We start from the raw sequence: 17,094 nt of genomic DNA, 5'->3' as shown, positions 1-17,094 counted from the left end.
ATTCCATTAGCCTAATCAATATAACTTCTTTTTACTTTTTACTAAGCATCTTAGCTAGCATGCCTATGAAGGCTGTAACCACTGCCGCTGCTTGCAATAACGCCGTTCCTTTTTCGGCATACTCAGAACCCTTTGTCGCAAATTCGCCTATTTTCTCAAATTTTTTTCCCATAATATTTTTATTTAATCAATTAATAATTTCTTCCTTCTCACAACGCCGGGGCGTGTTTGCCATGATTGCTTCCTTTAGGATGGCGGGGACAGGGACCGATCACCATCGCAGCGATGGTAGGATACTCCTTTCCGCAATGCTTGCAGGTGTATTTTTTCTTTTCACCTCCTTCGTAAAGTTTATGTTTCCCCCGGTTAGCCCCGTTCGGATGACGTGGGCAAAGTCCGTTCGTCAGTTGTTGTACACTCGGATACCGCTTTCCGCAATATTCGCAATAAAAATTCTGTGTTTCCATACATTATATATATATTAATCGTTTGTTATTTCATGTCGCGGATAAACGTGGAGATGGCTACATGCCAATATCCGGTTGTAAATGCGGCTGAAGGATGGGTGATGGGTAACAGTCGCACGGTATGTCCGTCGCGGAGGTCGTACGCCCATGTCTCGATGCTGTCGCCGTCGGGCAAGATTAAGTCGTCGTGCTGTCTGCCACGTTTAGGGAGGTTGTCATACAGCCGTTTGCCCCATACCAATACGCCATCGGGTTGATAAATCTCCAGCACTTCGAAAAAAGCCGCTTCGGAATCGGAAAATTCCTGTCGTGTCGGTTCTTTACGCGGCCCGGAGATCGGGCTTTGCACGTAGTTATAAAAGAGAATCCGGTTCCACCATTGTTCTTTTTCGGCAAGCGAAAGCGGCTTTCCGGCCAGCGCCCGCTCGAACTTCGTATAAGTATTCATAAACCCTTCGTGCTCGTGGTCAGGCTCGAACAATAGGCGGATGATACGGTTGGTCATGCCGGATTCGGCATCACACGGGTCGGCGCAGTAATGACTTTCACCCAGCGCCATCATTCTTTTTCCTTCTATGCCCATCGTGTATGCGCTGCCTACCCACGGGGCAAATCGTACGTTCTTCATCATATTGTTTGTTTTGTTCTGACATGTGCCCAAATGAAAAAGAAGTAAGAGGCATGTTCCTCGCTCTTCCCATTCACCCGGTTCGGTTCTGGAAAACCTTGGAGTCTGAATCAGTAAAAGCACAGTCCATGCCCCTTATGCAGGGTGCATCACATGCTTCGACAAATTATTCTCAGACTCCCTTGTTGAATTTTCCAGATTTAACCGGGTCTAATAATCGGTCTGCAAGTTTTGCAAAGTATTTTCAGCGTCTTATTATCGCATCTTTATCATTTTTTACACTCGCGCAAAGTAAATGATTTTATTTTAACGCGACAAATAAATCCGCTACTTTTTTCGCATGGACTGTTTCTCTTTATCTTAACTCCTTCTTCCCATTTTCGCGTCGGTTTTTCAGCTTCTATTCATTCATTTTCAATTTACATAAATTCGTCACTCTTTTTTTTAAAAATTCAATGCAAAGGTAGGCGCAAGGTGCGCAGAAATACCGCAGAGGTTGATGAAAAAAGTTTTTTTGCATAGCTAGGCAAAAAATCACACGCATTCTTTGAACCTAGATTCCGCAATAGAACAAATAAGAATGAATTTAATTCAGGCCTTCACTCGGTATCCCACCCTTGCGGGACGAGGCTGAAATAATTCGGGCTTTCAGCCCTTATAAACCCCGCAGAGGCGGTGAGTTGTTGAATTGTTGAGATGTTTATTTGTTGATTCGTTGATCTGTTGGCTCCGCTGATTGCTGAAAGAGCCCTGAAAGGGCGTAATAATTCAGCCCAATGCGAAGCGTTGGGGAAAAAGGACGTATTCCAATTGGGAGGGCTGAAAGCCTGAATTAATTTAATTGTCAATGGTTATGCATGGTACACGCCAAATCATATATCCGGTATGATAACCAACGTTAAAAAATGGTAAACACCGAACAGTGTATCACGTAATTTGGGTTAAATTGTATACGCAAAGCGGTTTGATTTAAAGCCGTTATATCTTACGAAAACAGATTGCCTCGCATCAAAAATGAGTTGCGAACGAAATATTTTCATTAAACGGATATTTTTACTATGTTTGCGTTTATGAAGCATTTAGAAGATATCTCCGAATTTCGCTCTTCGCCCAAGCTTGTGGAAAAATTGTATGAACACAGTATTCTTAAGATTTACAAGGCTGGCAGCGTCATCCTTCAGGAGAACGCCTATATTCGCTCTATTCCGATTGTGGTTAAAGGAATTATGCGAGTGATTCGTACCGAAGAAGACGGCAGAGAAATCTTACTCTACTATATCAAAGCAGGTGAAAGCTGTATCATGTCTTTTCTGGGCGGATTGCACAACGAGACAAGTAAGGTGAAGGTCGAGATTGAAGACGATGCCGAAATCCTTTTCTTGCCGGTCGACAAGGTCTACCTTTTTATCAAAGAGCATCCCGAATGGCTGAATTACATTTTCCGTTCCTACCATAAACGGTTTGAAGAACTTCTGGAGACGGTCAACGCACTTGCCTTCAAAAAAGTAGACGAACGTTTATTGGCGCTCATTCACAAAAAAGCCGAACTGACCGGAAGTCATACGCTGCAAATCACACACGAACAGCTTGCCGGTGAGCTGGGTACAGCCAGAGCCGTGGTATCGAGATTACTCAAACAGCTCGAAGAATCGGGCGTCGTGCGTCTGGGGCGCAATAAAATCACGCTTATGTGACCAAAGTAGCTGTACGTTTTTGCAGCCATGCCGACCTTTGCCTGCTCATAAAAAAAAGTAGAAATATGATGTATATCGGTTATTTGGCATCTGTTTTAATCGGTCTTTCACTGGGTCTTATCGGCGGCGGAGGAAGTATCCTGACCGTTCCCGTACTCGTGTATCTGCTCGGTGTAGACCCTGTTCTGGGTACCGCCTATTCGCTTTTTATCGTAGGAGCGACAAGCGCGGTCGGAAGTGTTTCATACTTTCGGCGTTCGTTGGTAGACGTGCGCACGGCGATCGTCTTCGGCCTGCCGTCCATCGTCGCGGTTTTCTTGACCAGAGCTTACCTCGTTCCGGCTATCCCCTCCGAGGTATTTTCCTCAGGAGACTTTGTGATCGATCGGAATATGCTCCTGATGGTACTGTTCGCCGTGTTGATGCTTACAGCATCGGTCAGCATGATCCGCCCGACAGGTAAACACAGGAATGAATCGACGAACGAAAAGGAAGGTCGAAAATTTTCTTATCCGTTGATTCTCCTTGAGGGTATCGTGGTGGGAACACTCACGGGACTTGTGGGTGCGGGCGGAGGTTTTTTGATTATTCCGGCTTTGGTGCTCCTCGGAGGATTGCCGATGAAAAAGGCGATCGGCACTTCCCTCGTTATCATATCGGCCAAGTCGCTTCTGGGTTTTCTCGGAGAACATAATTCGGCGGCTTTCGATTGGCTGCTCCTTCTCTCGGTCACAGGCCTGGCCGTCGTCGGGATATTTATCGGAATGAGGCTCTCACGCTATATCGACGGGGCTAAACTTAAGCCGGCATTCGGCTGGTTCGTCTTCATCATGGGGCTATATATCATCCTTAAAGAAACAATCTTCGCATAAACAGGCCTTGTGTGACTAAAGTAGCTGTACAGGGCAAAAAAATCATTCATCTTTGCATCGTGAAATAAACATTAAAACATTCGATAAACTATGAAAGTAGAACAGATTTATACGGGCTGTTTAGCTCAAGGCGCATATTATATCACCTCCCATGGTGAGGCCGCCATCATCGACCCCCTGCGTGAGATCACGCCTTACCTCAAGCGTCTCAAACGAGACGGGGTACAGCTTAAATATATTTTGGAGACTCATTTCCATGCTGATTTCGTGAGCGGACACCTCGACTTGAGCCGCGCCACAGAGGCGCCGATTGTTTACGGTCCTACAGCCCGGCCGGGATTTAATGCCATTGTCGCAGAAGACAATCAGGTTTTTGAATTGGGAAGGGTTAAAATCCGGGTGCTTCATACACCGGGACATACCATGGAGAGTTCGTGTTTTCTCCTGATCGACGAAGATGGGCGTGAAACGGCTCTTTTCAGCGGCGACACCCTTTTCTTGGGGGATGTCGGGCGTCCGGACCTGGCACAGAAAGCGGCTAATTTGACTCAAGAAGAGTTGGCCGGTTTGCTCTACGACAGTCTCTATACTAAAATCCTTCCTTTGTCGGACGACGTCATCGTATATCCGGCTCATGGCGCGGGATCGGCCTGCGGAAAAAACATGATGAAAGAGACGATGGACAGTCTTGGCAATCAAAAAAAGGTAAATTATGCTCTTAATCAGCCGAGCAAGGAGGCTTTCGTAGCCTCTGTACTGGAAGGATTGCTTCCTCCCCCGGCTTACTTCGGAGGCAATGTTGCCATGAACAAGTTGGGATACGACAGCATAGAACACGTCATGGAGCGGGGAATGTCAGCACTCTCGGTTGCAGATTTCGAAGCCCTGGCCGAAACATCCGATGCCTTGGTGCTTGATACGAGAGCACCGAGCGTATTTGCCCAAGGTTTTATCCCTCGATCGATCAATATTGGCTTAGATGGCGATTTCGCACCTTGGGTCGGCACGATGATCGTAGATGTGAAACAGCCTCTGCTGCTCGTTACCGATCCGGGACGCGAGGAAGAAGCGATTACGAGGTTAAGCCGTGTGGGATTTGATCACGTCCTGGGTTATTTGGATGGCGGTTTCGATGCGTGGAAAGCCTCCGGCAAAGAGACGGATGAAGTAAAACGCATCTCGGCCAACGAGTTTACCCAACAATTTTCTCCCGAAGAGAGCCTTGTCTTCGATGTTCGCAAAGAGAGTGAATATGCAGCGGAACATATCAAAGAAGCTTACAGCCGTCCGCTTGCGTATATCAATGACTGGATTCAGGATCTCCCCCGCGATCGGCATTTCTTCCTCCATTGCGCAGGAGGATACCGCAGTATGATTGCTTCCAGCATCCTGCTCGCGCGAGGCTATCGCAATTTCACGGATATCGAGGGCGGATTCGCAAGTATTGCCCAAACGGATGTTCCTAAAACCGATTTCGTATGTCAAAGCAAAGTTTCAAAAAAGTAATATTATTTGTCGTATCTGTAATTATTGTATTTATCATGTTCGGATTATTTAAAAATCTTTTTTCAAAGCCTGACGATGAAGCTCTTGTAGAGGCCATTCGCGGCGGAGCCTTTCTGGTAGATGTACGCACTGCCGGTGAATTTGCTTCCGGAAGCGCTTCCGGAGCTGTGAACATCCCATTGGATGAGATAGCCTCTCGGATTCATGAGTTCAAGAACAAGAAAACCATCATCGTCTTTTGTCGAAGTGGCAACAGAAGTGGTCAGGCCAAGAGTATTCTGGAACGTCACGGCTTCACCAACGTCCTGAACGGAGGAACTTGGGGCCACGTCGCCTCTTTGCAGTGAGTCGCTTCACAACATATCGGGATCATCCGAGAGAAATATTTTATAAACAGTTCATTTTATCACTCTCCGAATAATCGACGAGGGGATAAAATGACTCTGTTTGTCGCAATGGGTTTTTATTAAAGAATCCCGGTTAAAAGTGATTTTTTATACGTTTTTCGAGGCTTTCTTTTTTCCTATAGTCATAAGCGGCAGGAAGATCCAGATACCGAGAATCGACATGGCTAATCCGCCGATGGTGCCGGCAGCCAACGGAAACCAAAAGGCCTCTTTTTCCGTTCCTACCATAAACGGGACGAAACCGAGCATCGTAGAAACGACAGTCAGGAAGATGGGGATGATTTTGGCGTTCCATGCCTTGAGATAAGCGCGTATCGGTGTCAGGCGGGGACGGAGCCTGCGCACACGATTGTACTCATTCAGGATGTAAATGCTGGCATTGACGGTGATACCCGAAAGCAGGACAAAGGATGCGAACCCTCCCTGATCGAAATTCAGTTTAAACCAGTAAAACGTCAGAAATACCCCGATAAAAGAGACGGGAATCACGAAGATGACGGCCAGCGGCTGTCTGATAGAGTTGAACAGTACCGACGAGGTAAAGAAAATGATAATGATTAGTAGCCCGAGCAGTCCGTATTGTTTTTTGTCTTTGTGTCCCCATCCCCATTGGGTGTCTCGTTGTTCGACGGTGTAGCCCATCGGCAGACGTTCACTGAGCGCCTTCACTTCACGTTCGAGCATCTTCCTCCCTTGCGTTCCCGAGCCGATATAGTCGTATTGCAACGTGAGACGGTACTGCTGATTTTCCTTGGCCACTTCCTGCGGAGCCTGCCCCTGCGAAATATCGGCCAGCTCGTCCAGCTTGTACATACGCCCTCCCATCCGATGAGCGACGTGTCGCAAGGCCCAGATGTCGTAATGCTTCCCCTGATGACTGGCCAACTTGATGTCTTCGCGTTCGCCTTCGATAATCAGCGACCCCGCCCACATGTCTCTTGCAAATATGGGTTGCAGCGACGCGAACAGATCGCCCGGAAGAAAGCCGTCGGCGGCAAGGCGTTCTTTTTTCAGGTCGAAAGAGAACTCGCGGTAGTCGTCTTTGTACCACGAGAAGTCCGAATTGATCGTGACCTCTTTGATGCGTCGGTTGAGCAGGAGCCTGTTTTTGAGCGTATCGGCCCATGCCGCCAACTCATCGTAATTATATCCGTAGAATTTCACGCCATAGTTGCCCGCAAATTCCCTCACGCTGTTATCGAAGCCCTGATCTTGCAATCCGTAGACGCTCCAACTGCCTCCGCCCAGTTCCAACGCTTTGGTGATGACGTTACTTTTGAGCAGGTAAGGAAAACCGCCGCGTTCGGCTGCTTTGGTAAAAAATACCCGAATCGATGCGCGGCGAGGATCGGGAATATGAGTCTGAAACTGTCGTATTTCGGAAAAACTGCTCAGATAATGTTCCATTTTCTCGACGAGCGCGTTCATCTGCACCAGTGTCGTACCGTTCGGCATCGAAGCGGTGATGGTCAAAATCAGCTCTTCGTTACGGGTGAAGTAGCTGCCTTGATACACTTTGTCGACGAAGAGCCGCAACGTGCCGCCTAACGCTTTCCCGACAATAGGTTTAACTTTTTCCTTGTAGGTGGCGTTGTCGAAAATTCGATTGTATTGTTTTGCGAATTTCGTTTCTTTTTCAATCTTGTCGGGAATCAGGAACACGGGCAGTCCGAAAGTCAGCACGATGGCGGTGAAAGGAATCCATTTGCGGCGTGCGAGCAGGCGGATTATCGCACCGTAAAAACGGTTGAACCATACGAGCAGTCGTTTGGGACGAAGAGGAAACCTCCGTAGAAAACGCGTGCGGGAGGTGCGTTTTTTCAGACGGATTTTCTCGGCCATAGCGGGAACGAAGAACAAAGCAACAGCGAGCGACACACATAGGTTGACCATCACGACGGCTGCGAAATCTTGCAGGTTCAGGCGTATCTTTTCGTCGAGGAAAAAGATGATCGAGAGGGCTCCTACGGTTGTCATCGTCGCCGCTAACACGGGCATAAAGACTTTACGGTTGCCGTGGTGCATGAGATGGTCGGTCATGATGATCGTATTGTCGATGATCAGGCTCAATGAGATGGTAATTCCGGCCAGCGAATAGAGTTGAATCTCCAATCCGAGGAAGTAGTATAAAATTACGGCAATAGCCAGATTGATGGTCAGGCTTACGGTGATAAGAAACAGATAGCGCACGTTACGGGTAATCAGAAGGACGAAAAGTAGCAGGATAAGGACGGTCAAGCCGCTGCGCAGGTAGATTTTGTTCAGCTCGGCATGGATATATTCGGTGGCGTCGTAGCTGGCGTGTATCTCGTATCCGGGCGGAAGCAGGCGACGGATCTCGTCCATGGTCTCTTGAACGCGTTCACTGAGGCGGAGCTGGTTGGCGCTTTCTTCGGCCGTGAGCGAGATGTAAATCGAATTTAAGCCGTTGATGCGGTAATAGCTTTGCGGTTCCTGCTCGGTGTGAACTACTTCGACGAGCTGATCCAAGCGAATCAGGGCGCCGTCGCAGTTTTTTACGGTGATGGCGGTGGCATCGAAGGCGTCATTTTGACTGCCCGACATCAGCATGATACGCATCCATGCCGCGGTACCGTCGGCGCTGCGCGTCTCGGCCATACCCAGAAAGTCGGTCGTGTAATGGCGCGAAACGGCTTCACGGATGTCGTTGACGGTCACACCGAGGGCTTGCAACCGATCATTGTCGTATGTCAGTTGCCATTCCATCGGTGTGGCGCCGTGTACTTCAATCTTGTAAAGTCCGGCAATGTCGTTGAGCCGAGGTTTGATATGGTTTTCGGCATATTGCTGGATGACGATAGGCACTGCGGCGGAGTTGACCGTAAAGGTCATGAAGGGGCGCGACGCATCTTCGTCGGGGCGCCGCACGGCAATATAGGGGTACGAGACTTCGCGCGGCAAGTCGTGCCATGTCTGTCGCACGATGGTCGATGCTTCAAAGCGGGCGGCATCGATGGGCGTATGTTTGTCCAATTCGAGGGTGACGCGCCCCCATCCGTTGCCCGATGTGGAATAAATGTTCTTGACGCCTTTGATACGTGCCAGCATCGCTTCGAGTTTCGAAGTTGCCGTCATCTCAATGACGCGGGCGGAGTTATTGGGCATCGAGAAGTAGACCGTCAAGCCGGGCAACGTGCGTGAAGGAGCGAGTTTGACGGGCAAAAGCGGAACGAGCGCCAGTCCCATGAGCGCCACACTCAGAAACGCTACGATAACGGTAAAAGCGGATATGGATTTCTTAGCAGACATCGGATTATCCATTCATTTTCTGATCGCGTTAAAGTCTATTTCGATGGCGCGGTTCTTTTCAAAATCGAAGAGGGTGAGTTTACGCAGTTTGAAATAGCTTTGCCAATAATTTTTCAGGGCGGCGATATAGTTGCGCTGTGCTTCCTGCCGACGGTTCGTCGAAAGAGTGAGACTGCTGATGTCCGCTTTGCCGATGATAAACCGTTCCTGCGTCTGTTCGTAGGCGACCTTTGCCAATTCGACGGCTTCTTCGGCGCTACGGATCATTTTTTGTTGCATGATGAAATCGCCAACGGTCATGATGACATCTTCTTCGAGACGAAGTTCGTCTTGTTGCGCGGTAAGCTGCTCGATATTGAGATTGCTTTTGGCCATGTTGTACCGCCCCTTGCGCACGCCCCAGTCGACGAGAGGAATGGAAAGCGTAAGCTCCACAAATTCCCGCTGCGAAGGATTACGATACACATCGTGGAAAGTGTTGGCAGCTTGGTTGAAGCCAATATTAGCCGAGAAGCCCGCATTAAACAGCGCCTCCTTTCGTGTTTTGTCCAATTGCTGTTGCGATTCGAGTAGTTTGCGTTTCGATTCGAGATAGCGGGGGTTATTTCGGCGGGCGTGCATGAGCGCGTCGTCTGTCGAGATGACGAATGTTTTGGGGTAGTCGGGTAATTGCAGATTAATTTTCGTGTTTTTGTCGAGGTTGAGGTAAGCTGCGAGCGCGAACATGGCACGTTTGAGACGAATTTCGGCATTCTGAAACGAGTTCTGCGCGTTTACGCGATCGAGTTTTAACGTAAACAATTCGGCCTGCCCGATGGACGCGATTTTGTATTTCTCTTCGCCGATAAGGTACAGTTTTTCGGTATTGCTGCGATTTTCTTTGGCCAGCTCATACTCAGCTTGCGCCATCGCCAAGTCGAAGAAATAACCTGCGGCGACTTCGGCCGTTTCTTCCAACTGCGCAATCAATTCTTTCTGTGCTTTTTCGAACTTGAGGGGCGCAATTTTTCTTTCCCAGCGGAAACGATTGTAACCGATCAGCTCCTGTTTATATCCGATACTGACAGGAATGCTGTTGAACTGGCTTTTTTCGTTCTTACCGAAGTTTTGAATATATCCTAATTCCGTATAGATGAAAAATGTTCCTCCCGTAAGGTCAAAATTTTGCATCACGGATAAATTGCCGCGAGAAGAAAGTATTTGTTGCCGGCGATAGATATCGATATCCTGCTGCGAATCGTACCGGTTCATGAAAGAATGTATATAGCTCAGCGGCGTCATACCGAGAGTCAGGGAAGGTAAGCGATCGGCACGGAAAGAACGATATTCCCAATAGTTAGCCATGTACATGTTCTTGGCACGAAAAGCGGACAGGGAGCTATCGCCGGCAAGGCGTACGGTTTCTTCGAGGTTAAGGGTGATCGTACCGGGCTGTTGCGCCGATATACGCAGGCCGCACAGTCCACTTAGCAGAACCGTGAATGTGATAAAGCCGCACTTTTTGATTAAATCTTCGTATTTTTTTAGCGTTTTCATATCCGTTTTTTATTTTTTGATTTCGTGATACCGATGATCTGCCTTCCGATAGATAGCCCAATAAACCAAGGGGATAATAAACAAGCTAACGAGCACTCCGATGACCATTGTCCCGATCATGGCGATCGCGAGGGGCTTTTGTAATTCAGAACCCAGATCGAACGAGAAGAGTAGGGGGATCATGGCGAAAATGGTCGTCAGCGATGTCATGATAATGGCGCGCAAACGTTTGACTCCCGCTGTATGAATGGCTTCCATCAGGGGGATGCCTTGTTTGCGCAATTCATTCATCATATCAAGTTTCAGAATACTGTCGTTGATGATGATTCCGCTGGTGACGATCAGTCCGATGGCGCTCATCAGGTTGAGCGTATGACCGGTAAGCCAGAGCAAAGCGAGCGCGAAACCGATGTCGATAGGAATTTCGGCCAGTACGATGAGCGGTTGCAGGAAACTTTCGAACTGCGAGGAGAGGATAAAGTACATGAGCAGCATCGATACGAGGAGAATCACGACCAATTCGCCCAACATCTGTTGATTGGAGAAAAAGCTTCCTCCGAAAACAGCTTCCCACGAGGCGTCATCGCGAATCGCCTCGTCCGCTTTTTCGATCAGGGCTTCGGGATCTTTCACATCGTAATAATTCATGGGAATGTACTCGCCATTTTTGCCGGCAACGATAGTTTTAACGTCTTCGCCGCGGCTGATACTTACCAATGCCTGCAACGGTATAGACATGGAGGCGCGACCTGCGGCCGGAACGGTCTGCACAAGCGTCTGACGCAAGACTTCTTCGACGGTCTGCTGCTTTCCTGCGAGCGAGATCGGGAGATATTGCTGATAGGAGCGCAGCGTAGCGATCCGGTTCTCGCGAAAAGCGGTGCGCAACGTGTGATATACTTCGTTATAATCGACACCATAAAGCAGCAACTTTTCTTTGTCGATGGCAACGGTGAACTGTTGTTCGAAGGGAATGCTTTCGGCTTCGGCTTCGGTGGCCGATTTCAGCCGTTGCTCGATATAACGGATCGCAGCGGCGTCGGGAATGTGATCGCGCTTGACAGGATAAAGCTGCGCGACGACATCAGCTTCGGAGGTGTCGAATATTTTCTCGAAGACGTTTTCGGGAGGAGAAAACGTGATGACAGATTGCGGATAGTTCGTTTTCATCCATTCGACGAGGTGGCCTTTTAATTTGTCGATATCCGACGCTTTGACCGTGCGGAAGTAAAGTCGCGACTCGGACGGGGACAAATCGTTTTCTTTGTCGAGAAGATATTGACGGTGCCCGACATAACCGGCATGCTCGGTCGTTAACGTATCGGCATACTTCATCAGTTCGCAAATCCTCCGGTTATTTTCGTCTACGTGAATGTTTTCGTTCCATTCTACCATGACCATCGTTTCGGTATGATCGATATGAGGCATGGTCGACTTTGGCATAACGCGAAACATCAGCACGCAAAAGGGAATGGAGAGCAGTAAAAACAGAAAAGTGACGGTCTTATGACGGAAGATCCACTCAATCCCCCGGTCGTACCAACGAAAGGCCCAACGGTCGATGCCTTCTTGCACGCGCACGAAGAAATTACCGGCCGACAACTTGCGAAAACGTATGCCGTAGATGATTTTATACAGCACCGGCAAGAGCATAATGCCCGTAAAGTACGATACAAGCAGCCCGACGCTGACGGCAAAAGCCTGCGCGAAGAAAATAGCGCCCGCAATGCCGCTCATAAATACAAGAGGAACGAATACGGCGATGGTGGTGAATGTCGAACTGAGAATAGGGGTAATCACTTCGTTCGTACCGCGTATACAAGCGTCTTCGAGGGAACAACCTTGCATACGGTACTGGCTGATAATATCGGTCACGATAATGGAGCTGTCGATCATCATTCCCAAGGCGAGGATAAGTCCGGATAAAGAAATGATGTTGAGCGACTCTCCGAAAAGATAGAAAAAGATAAACGAGGTCACGAGGGCTGTTACCATGCTGATCCCGATCACAATGGGCGACTGGGCATCGCCCAAAAAGAGCAAGGCGACGATAAACACAAGCAGGAAACCGAGCGAAAGATTTTGCTTGAGGTTGGAAATCGTATAGTCGAGCAATTCGGTCTGGTTGCGGTTTATCGTAAATTCTACGTCGGGATAACTGAGCTCGAGGTCGGTAATGGTTTCGCCGAGGGACTTCTTAAGATTTTTCATCGTCTCGTCGGCTTGCTTGATGATGCCGATGGTGACGGCGCGCTTGCCGTTCGTAAGCGAAAGGCCGGTCTCGGCTTGACGGACGACGTTAATTTTAGCCAAGTCTTTGAGTTGAAAAATACGTTCGTCCTTACGCAGATAAATGTTGCGGACATCATCGGGCGTGCGTAGCAGCGATGAGAATTTAATGTTGTATTCATAATAACCATCGCGTACGATCATGCTGCCGGGCTCGATATTATTGGCAGACAAGGTTCTTTCAATATCGTTCAAGTTGATAGAAGCGGATTTCAACTTGTCGATATCGGGAATAATCTGCACATGACGGTACATCAAGCCTGTCATATCGGCCATCGCGACTTCGGATAACTGCTCAATCCGGCGCTTAACGACGTTATCGGCGAACTCGGAAAGATCGAGGAACTTTTGTTCGTCGGTCACGGTATAAGGTTTGTCGTCCTTCAACGTAAGATTAAGATAGAAGACGGGAATATCGGTGGCACTGGCTTTGATAACGCGAGGGCGGCGGAAGTCGCGCGGAAGGTTGTTCATCGCGGCGTCGATTTTCTCGTTTACTTCGATAAAGGCGAGGTCGGTATTGGTGCCGTAGTCGAACTTTAAGCGAATGATGGCGGATCCGTCGCGGGTCTCGCTGCGAATATCGCGGAGTTTGCCGGTCTGCATGAGCTGACGGCGAACGGGTTTGACGGCGGTGTTTTCCAATTCGCGGGCGGACATATTGTCGCCGGTTACCTGCACGGTAATTTCGGGAATGGCAATGTCGGGCAAGAGCGACACGGGCAACGTGGCGTACGTAATGATGCCGATAATCGCACAAGCGAGGAAAACCATCAGCACAGCAACAGGACGTTGAAGAAGAAATTTGATCATAGAGAAAAGAGGTTAGGAGGAAGTGATTGCGACATATCAATTACAAATTACGAGAGATCAATTACGAATTTCAAATTACGAATTACGAAGAACGACATATTAATTACGAATTTCAAATTACGAATTACGAAGAACGACATATTAATTACGAATTACGACATATCAATTACGAGTTTCAAATTACGAATTACGATATACAATGTGAGAATTACGAATTTCAAATTACGAATTACGAGAAACAACATAATAATTATGAATCACGGGGAACCTGTTTCTCGAGATTTGAGTTTTATTTGAATGCTTCCAATTATTTTTAATAACTCTTCTATATCTCCTAATAATGAATGGGCTAATGTTTCATTGACATATTGTGATGCTTTTAAAAGATTGATCCAGTATTTTGTCTCCCGCGTTTCTTTATATGCAATAGAGATTTTCGACAAGAAGTCCTTATTGCTTTGTGCTCCGATTGCTTCTTCAATATTTGCTCCAATCGATGTACCGGAGCGTAGCACTTGTTTTGAAAGTACAAACTCATGTTTCTCTTCCGTAAGATTTCGATATAAATGAATGATACGAAGCGCAAAAGCAAAAGATTTCTGTTGTATTAAATTGTCTTCTTTCATATTCTTTACTTATGATTCATATTTTATTATTTACAACGTATCATTATCTAATCGCCAAGAATTTTTATTTCCTGTATTTCATCAGCATAATGACGGGATTGGATTCTTCGTTTAATGTCGAGGCGATTTCTTTTAAATGTCCTTTCAGTTCATTTTTCTGATAAGCTTCTATAAGACCGGACGCTTCTAAAGCTATGCAGGCAGCGATTTCTCGATTGTTCGTGCGCCCGGGTGCCGGTTTTAACGATACTTCTTTTTTATTGGTGAAATCATCATTATATATGGTACATTCAAATAATGCTTTCTCTTGTCTGTCATATACGAGATCGTTTGTCGGAAATCCTTTGAAGGTGTTTAAATCAAGTTCTTTTTTCATTGTTTGCATAAAATAATACCGGTCATCTGCGGCTGTTACGAAAAGAAATACTTCCGGATCCATCGTATAAATAGAAGGTGTTCGTATTATAAACGGACGTATGTTGTCATCCGAATAATTATATATTGTATCTGACGAGGTTCTCATGAGTATACAATACTCCGACAAAGGAAGAGTTTGACAGAATCCGGGCGTAATGACCATTTCTCCTTCTATAAATACAGGTGTTTTAATTGTTTTAATCGAGATGGAAAGTTCACGAACCACTTTTCCGTCTTGTTTGGAAATCAGAATATGATTTGCTTCTTCATTTTCTATTTCGGGCGAATAACCTTTATAAGCAATGAGATATTTCATATCATAATCGGATATATCATGATAATAACTTGTATTTTCGAATATAAAATCGCGTTTAAAATTTCCTTCCAGATCATAAACCAATATTTTTCTGGCAGGATAATCGACTATAAACATTTCATAATGCTCTTCATCTAAAATAATGCTGTTTACCTGCGAATATTCCTCCGGTCCTTGCCCTCGACGGTTTATTTTTCTTTGTCCTTTACCCGTAGTTCTTTCATAGATGAAAATATCTCCATCCATGTTCCGATTTGTTATCAGTATAAGATTTTTTCCTATGGCTTTTACAACCCCCTGCGTTGTAAACGTATCGGTTGTTTCGAGAGGGATGTACTCTACATCCATAAGGTCTTGAAGAGTAAATTCTTTTTTGGGGTAATTGGCTGTTACATCGACGATAATATAATCATCCGCTTTTTGTTTATTCCCTCCTGTGCATGCGGATATGCAAAGTGAGAAGAGAAATACGGAAATAACGTTTATTCTTTTCATGATTTTGATGTTTTATTTGTTTATATACCGGTTTATTTCGTTGTTTTACTCTTTATTCTTTTCGTCTTGAATGACTTTTACGGGCGATTCGTGGGCGAGATTGATGTTACCGGTCACGATAACGAGATCACCCTCTTTTAATGTTTCGCCGGTAACGGTATATTCCGTCGCGTTTTCCAGTCCTGTTTGAACGTAGTTCCAGACCGCTTTGCCATCGACTACAGTAAAAACGACTTGTTTACCGGTACGTAATACAACGGCCGTCTTGGGTACGACCCACTGCTTACCTACGGAGCGGAAGGCGCTGACACGAACGTTCATGCCCTCGACAAGTCGCGGGTGATAGCTAACAGTCGCTTTGATCTGCACCATGCCGTTTTCGTTGACCCACGGATTGATCTCAGAGACGCGTCCTCTGATTTCAACGTCGGGCATGGAGTAGGGGACGACTTTTACATTGTCGCCTTTCCGGACGAAACCCAATTCGTTCTCGAGCACGGTAAACACGACTTCGAGACTTTGCGTGTCAATGATGTTACAAAATACTTCGGAGGGCTTCGAAAGCGTTTTGGGCTTGGCAAAAAGGTTAGCCACGATGCCGTTGACGGGAGCTACGAGGGTAGCTTGTTTCAGATCGTAGTCGGCCATGGAATAGTTCGTTTGCGCATTGTTAAAGCCGCTTTTGATTTTGGCCAACCGCATTACTTCGTCGGGAACGGCCGAGAGATTATCTAATTTGTAGCCCTGTCCGATTAGCACATCGTGCATCTCAAGCTTACTGCGCTCGAGCGCGTCTTTGGCCTGCTCCAGTTTATTGTTTAAGGCATACGTTTCAAGCGCGGCAATGCGTTGTCCTTTGGTTACACGGTCGCCATTGGCTACAAAGACGTCTGCAATGATTTCGGAGGTTTGAAATTTTACTTCGGCAACGGTGCGTGCCGATATTTTACCGTTACTGACAAGCTCATGCTCGAAGTCGACTGTTTTCAGAGGGATTACGGTTACTTCGGCGGGGGCGTCGGGAAGAAGCTGACGGACGTTTTCTTCTGTTTTAGCCTGCTTGTCAGCGTTGCACGCGGTGAAAAACACGCTTATTCCCCATGCTGTCATGCAAAAAACGGCAAGATGTTGTATGTGCCTTATATTTTTCATACGGTAGAATTTAAATCTTTCATACAAGAGTTGTATAGAATCTATATTGTATTCGTATACGGTATCTGCTTGTTTTATATAAATTATTTTGCAAATATAGTTTTAATATCAACAAACTACGATGTTTTCGTAGGATTTGTGTTTATTTAACGCGCCTTTAACTTTAGCTTGCGCTTCGCTTCATATTTCTTTGACACGGAAGCATGTTTTTTTATCGAACAGCTTTGTTTCTTTTATGCGGATGCTTTTATCGGAACAAGAAAGCAAATAATTTATTGCACGGTCGGCCGTTTTGTTAATGCGGTCGACTGTTTTACCAACATCCTATGAAGAATATATAACGCGGTCGGCTGTTTTGTTAACGCGGTCGACAGTTTTATAAACGCATTGTGAAGAATATATAACGCGGTCGGCTGTTTTGTTAACGCGGTCGACAGTTTTACAAACGCATTGTGAAGAATATATAACGCGGATGGCTGTTTTGTTAACGCGGTCGACAGTTTTACAAACGCATTGTGAAGAATATATAACGCGGACGGCTGTTTTGTTAACGCGGTCGACAGTTTTACAAACGCATTGTGAAGAATATATAACGCGGATGGCTGT

At 46.7% G+C, this 17,094-nt stretch carries 14 protein-coding genes; 4 read left to right on the top strand and 10 right to left on the bottom strand.

Annotation, left to right across the window (positions count from 1 at the left end; all coding sequences use genetic code 11):
* Window positions 1–31 precede the first annotated feature (31 nt).
* Genes EII41_RS14065 through EII41_RS01440 form a run of 3 tightly spaced genes read right to left on the bottom strand, consistent with a single transcriptional unit; the run spans window position 32 to window position 1,098 of the window.
* Window positions 32–172: a hypothetical protein gene (locus EII41_RS14065; RefSeq protein WP_185711794.1), complete on the bottom strand. Its 141-nt coding sequence runs from the start codon at window positions 170–172 to the stop codon at window positions 32–34.
* 37 nt (window positions 173–209) lie between these two features.
* A complete protein-coding gene (locus tag EII41_RS01445) occupies window positions 210–467 on the bottom strand; it encodes a C2H2-type zinc finger protein (protein WP_124789139.1) in 258 nt (85 codons plus the stop codon).
* 25 nt (window positions 468–492) lie between these two features.
* A complete protein-coding gene (locus tag EII41_RS01440; RefSeq protein WP_260425430.1) occupies window positions 493–1,098 on the bottom strand; it encodes a uracil-DNA glycosylase family protein in 606 nt (201 codons plus the stop codon).
* A 1,067-nt stretch (window positions 1,099–2,165) separates the two neighbouring features.
* Between EII41_RS01440 and EII41_RS01435 the strand changes: the two genes are divergently transcribed.
* From EII41_RS01435 to EII41_RS01420, 4 genes are all read left to right on the top strand, one after another.
* Entirely contained in the window at window positions 2,166–2,789 is a 624-nt protein-coding gene (locus tag EII41_RS01435; RefSeq protein ID WP_124789138.1) for a Crp/Fnr family transcriptional regulator, read from the top strand.
* Window positions 2,790–2,854: 65 nt separating this feature from the next.
* Window positions 2,855–3,661: a sulfite exporter TauE/SafE family protein gene (locus EII41_RS01430; protein WP_124789137.1), complete on the top strand. Its 807-nt coding sequence runs from the start codon at window positions 2,855–2,857 to the stop codon at window positions 3,659–3,661.
* Between the two features lie 90 nt (window positions 3,662–3,751).
* Window positions 3,752–5,167 carry an MBL fold metallo-hydrolase gene (locus EII41_RS01425; protein WP_124789136.1) on the top strand — a complete coding sequence of 472 codons (1,416 nt, stop codon included), beginning with the start codon at window positions 3,752–3,754 and terminating at the stop codon, window positions 5,165–5,167.
* The gene (locus tag EII41_RS01420; protein WP_124789135.1) at window positions 5,140–5,514 is read left to right on the top strand and encodes a rhodanese-like domain-containing protein; all 375 of its coding nucleotides are present in this window, start codon (window positions 5,140–5,142) and stop codon (window positions 5,512–5,514) included. Before EII41_RS01425 ends, EII41_RS01420 begins: the two co-directional genes overlap by 28 nt.
* Before the next feature lie 147 nt (window positions 5,515–5,661).
* On the opposite strand, the gene EII41_RS01415 is transcribed toward EII41_RS01420, so the two are convergent.
* The 7 genes from EII41_RS01415 to EII41_RS14275 form a co-directional block, all read right to left on the bottom strand.
* Window positions 5,662–8,856 carry an efflux RND transporter permease subunit gene (locus EII41_RS01415; protein WP_124789134.1) on the bottom strand — a complete coding sequence of 1,065 codons (3,195 nt, stop codon included), beginning with the start codon at window positions 8,854–8,856 and terminating at the stop codon, window positions 5,662–5,664.
* Window positions 8,857–10,380 (bottom strand): TolC family protein, encoded by a 1,524-nt coding sequence (locus EII41_RS01410; protein ID WP_124789133.1) that lies wholly within the window; start codon window positions 10,378–10,380, stop codon window positions 8,857–8,859.
* Window positions 10,381–10,389: 9 nt separating this feature from the next.
* Window positions 10,390–13,482 (bottom strand): efflux RND transporter permease subunit, encoded by a 3,093-nt coding sequence (locus EII41_RS01405; protein WP_124789132.1) that lies wholly within the window; start codon window positions 13,480–13,482, stop codon window positions 10,390–10,392.
* A gap of 257 nt (window positions 13,483–13,739) precedes the next feature.
* The gene (locus tag EII41_RS01400; RefSeq protein ID WP_124789131.1) at window positions 13,740–14,108 is read right to left on the bottom strand and encodes a four helix bundle protein; all 369 of its coding nucleotides are present in this window, start codon (window positions 14,106–14,108) and stop codon (window positions 13,740–13,742) included.
* Between the two features lie 64 nt (window positions 14,109–14,172).
* Window positions 14,173–15,336 carry a 6-bladed beta-propeller gene (locus EII41_RS01395; protein WP_124789130.1) on the bottom strand — a complete coding sequence of 388 codons (1,164 nt, stop codon included), beginning with the start codon at window positions 15,334–15,336 and terminating at the stop codon, window positions 14,173–14,175.
* 45 nt (window positions 15,337–15,381) lie between these two features.
* Window positions 15,382–16,446: an efflux RND transporter periplasmic adaptor subunit gene (locus EII41_RS01390; protein WP_124789196.1), complete on the bottom strand. Its 1,065-nt coding sequence runs from the start codon at window positions 16,444–16,446 to the stop codon at window positions 15,382–15,384.
* Between the two features lie 314 nt (window positions 16,447–16,760).
* Window positions 16,761–17,094, bottom strand: a 334-nt coding sequence (locus EII41_RS14275) for a hypothetical protein (RefSeq protein ID WP_221620689.1), incomplete at its 5' end; no start/stop codon positions are given.

It is taken from the genome of Tannerella forsythia, assembly GCF_003860135.1.
Lineage (GTDB): Bacteria > Bacteroidota > Bacteroidia > Bacteroidales > Tannerellaceae > Tannerella > Tannerella forsythia_A.
This window is presented reverse-complemented; position numbering and strand designations above follow the sequence as displayed.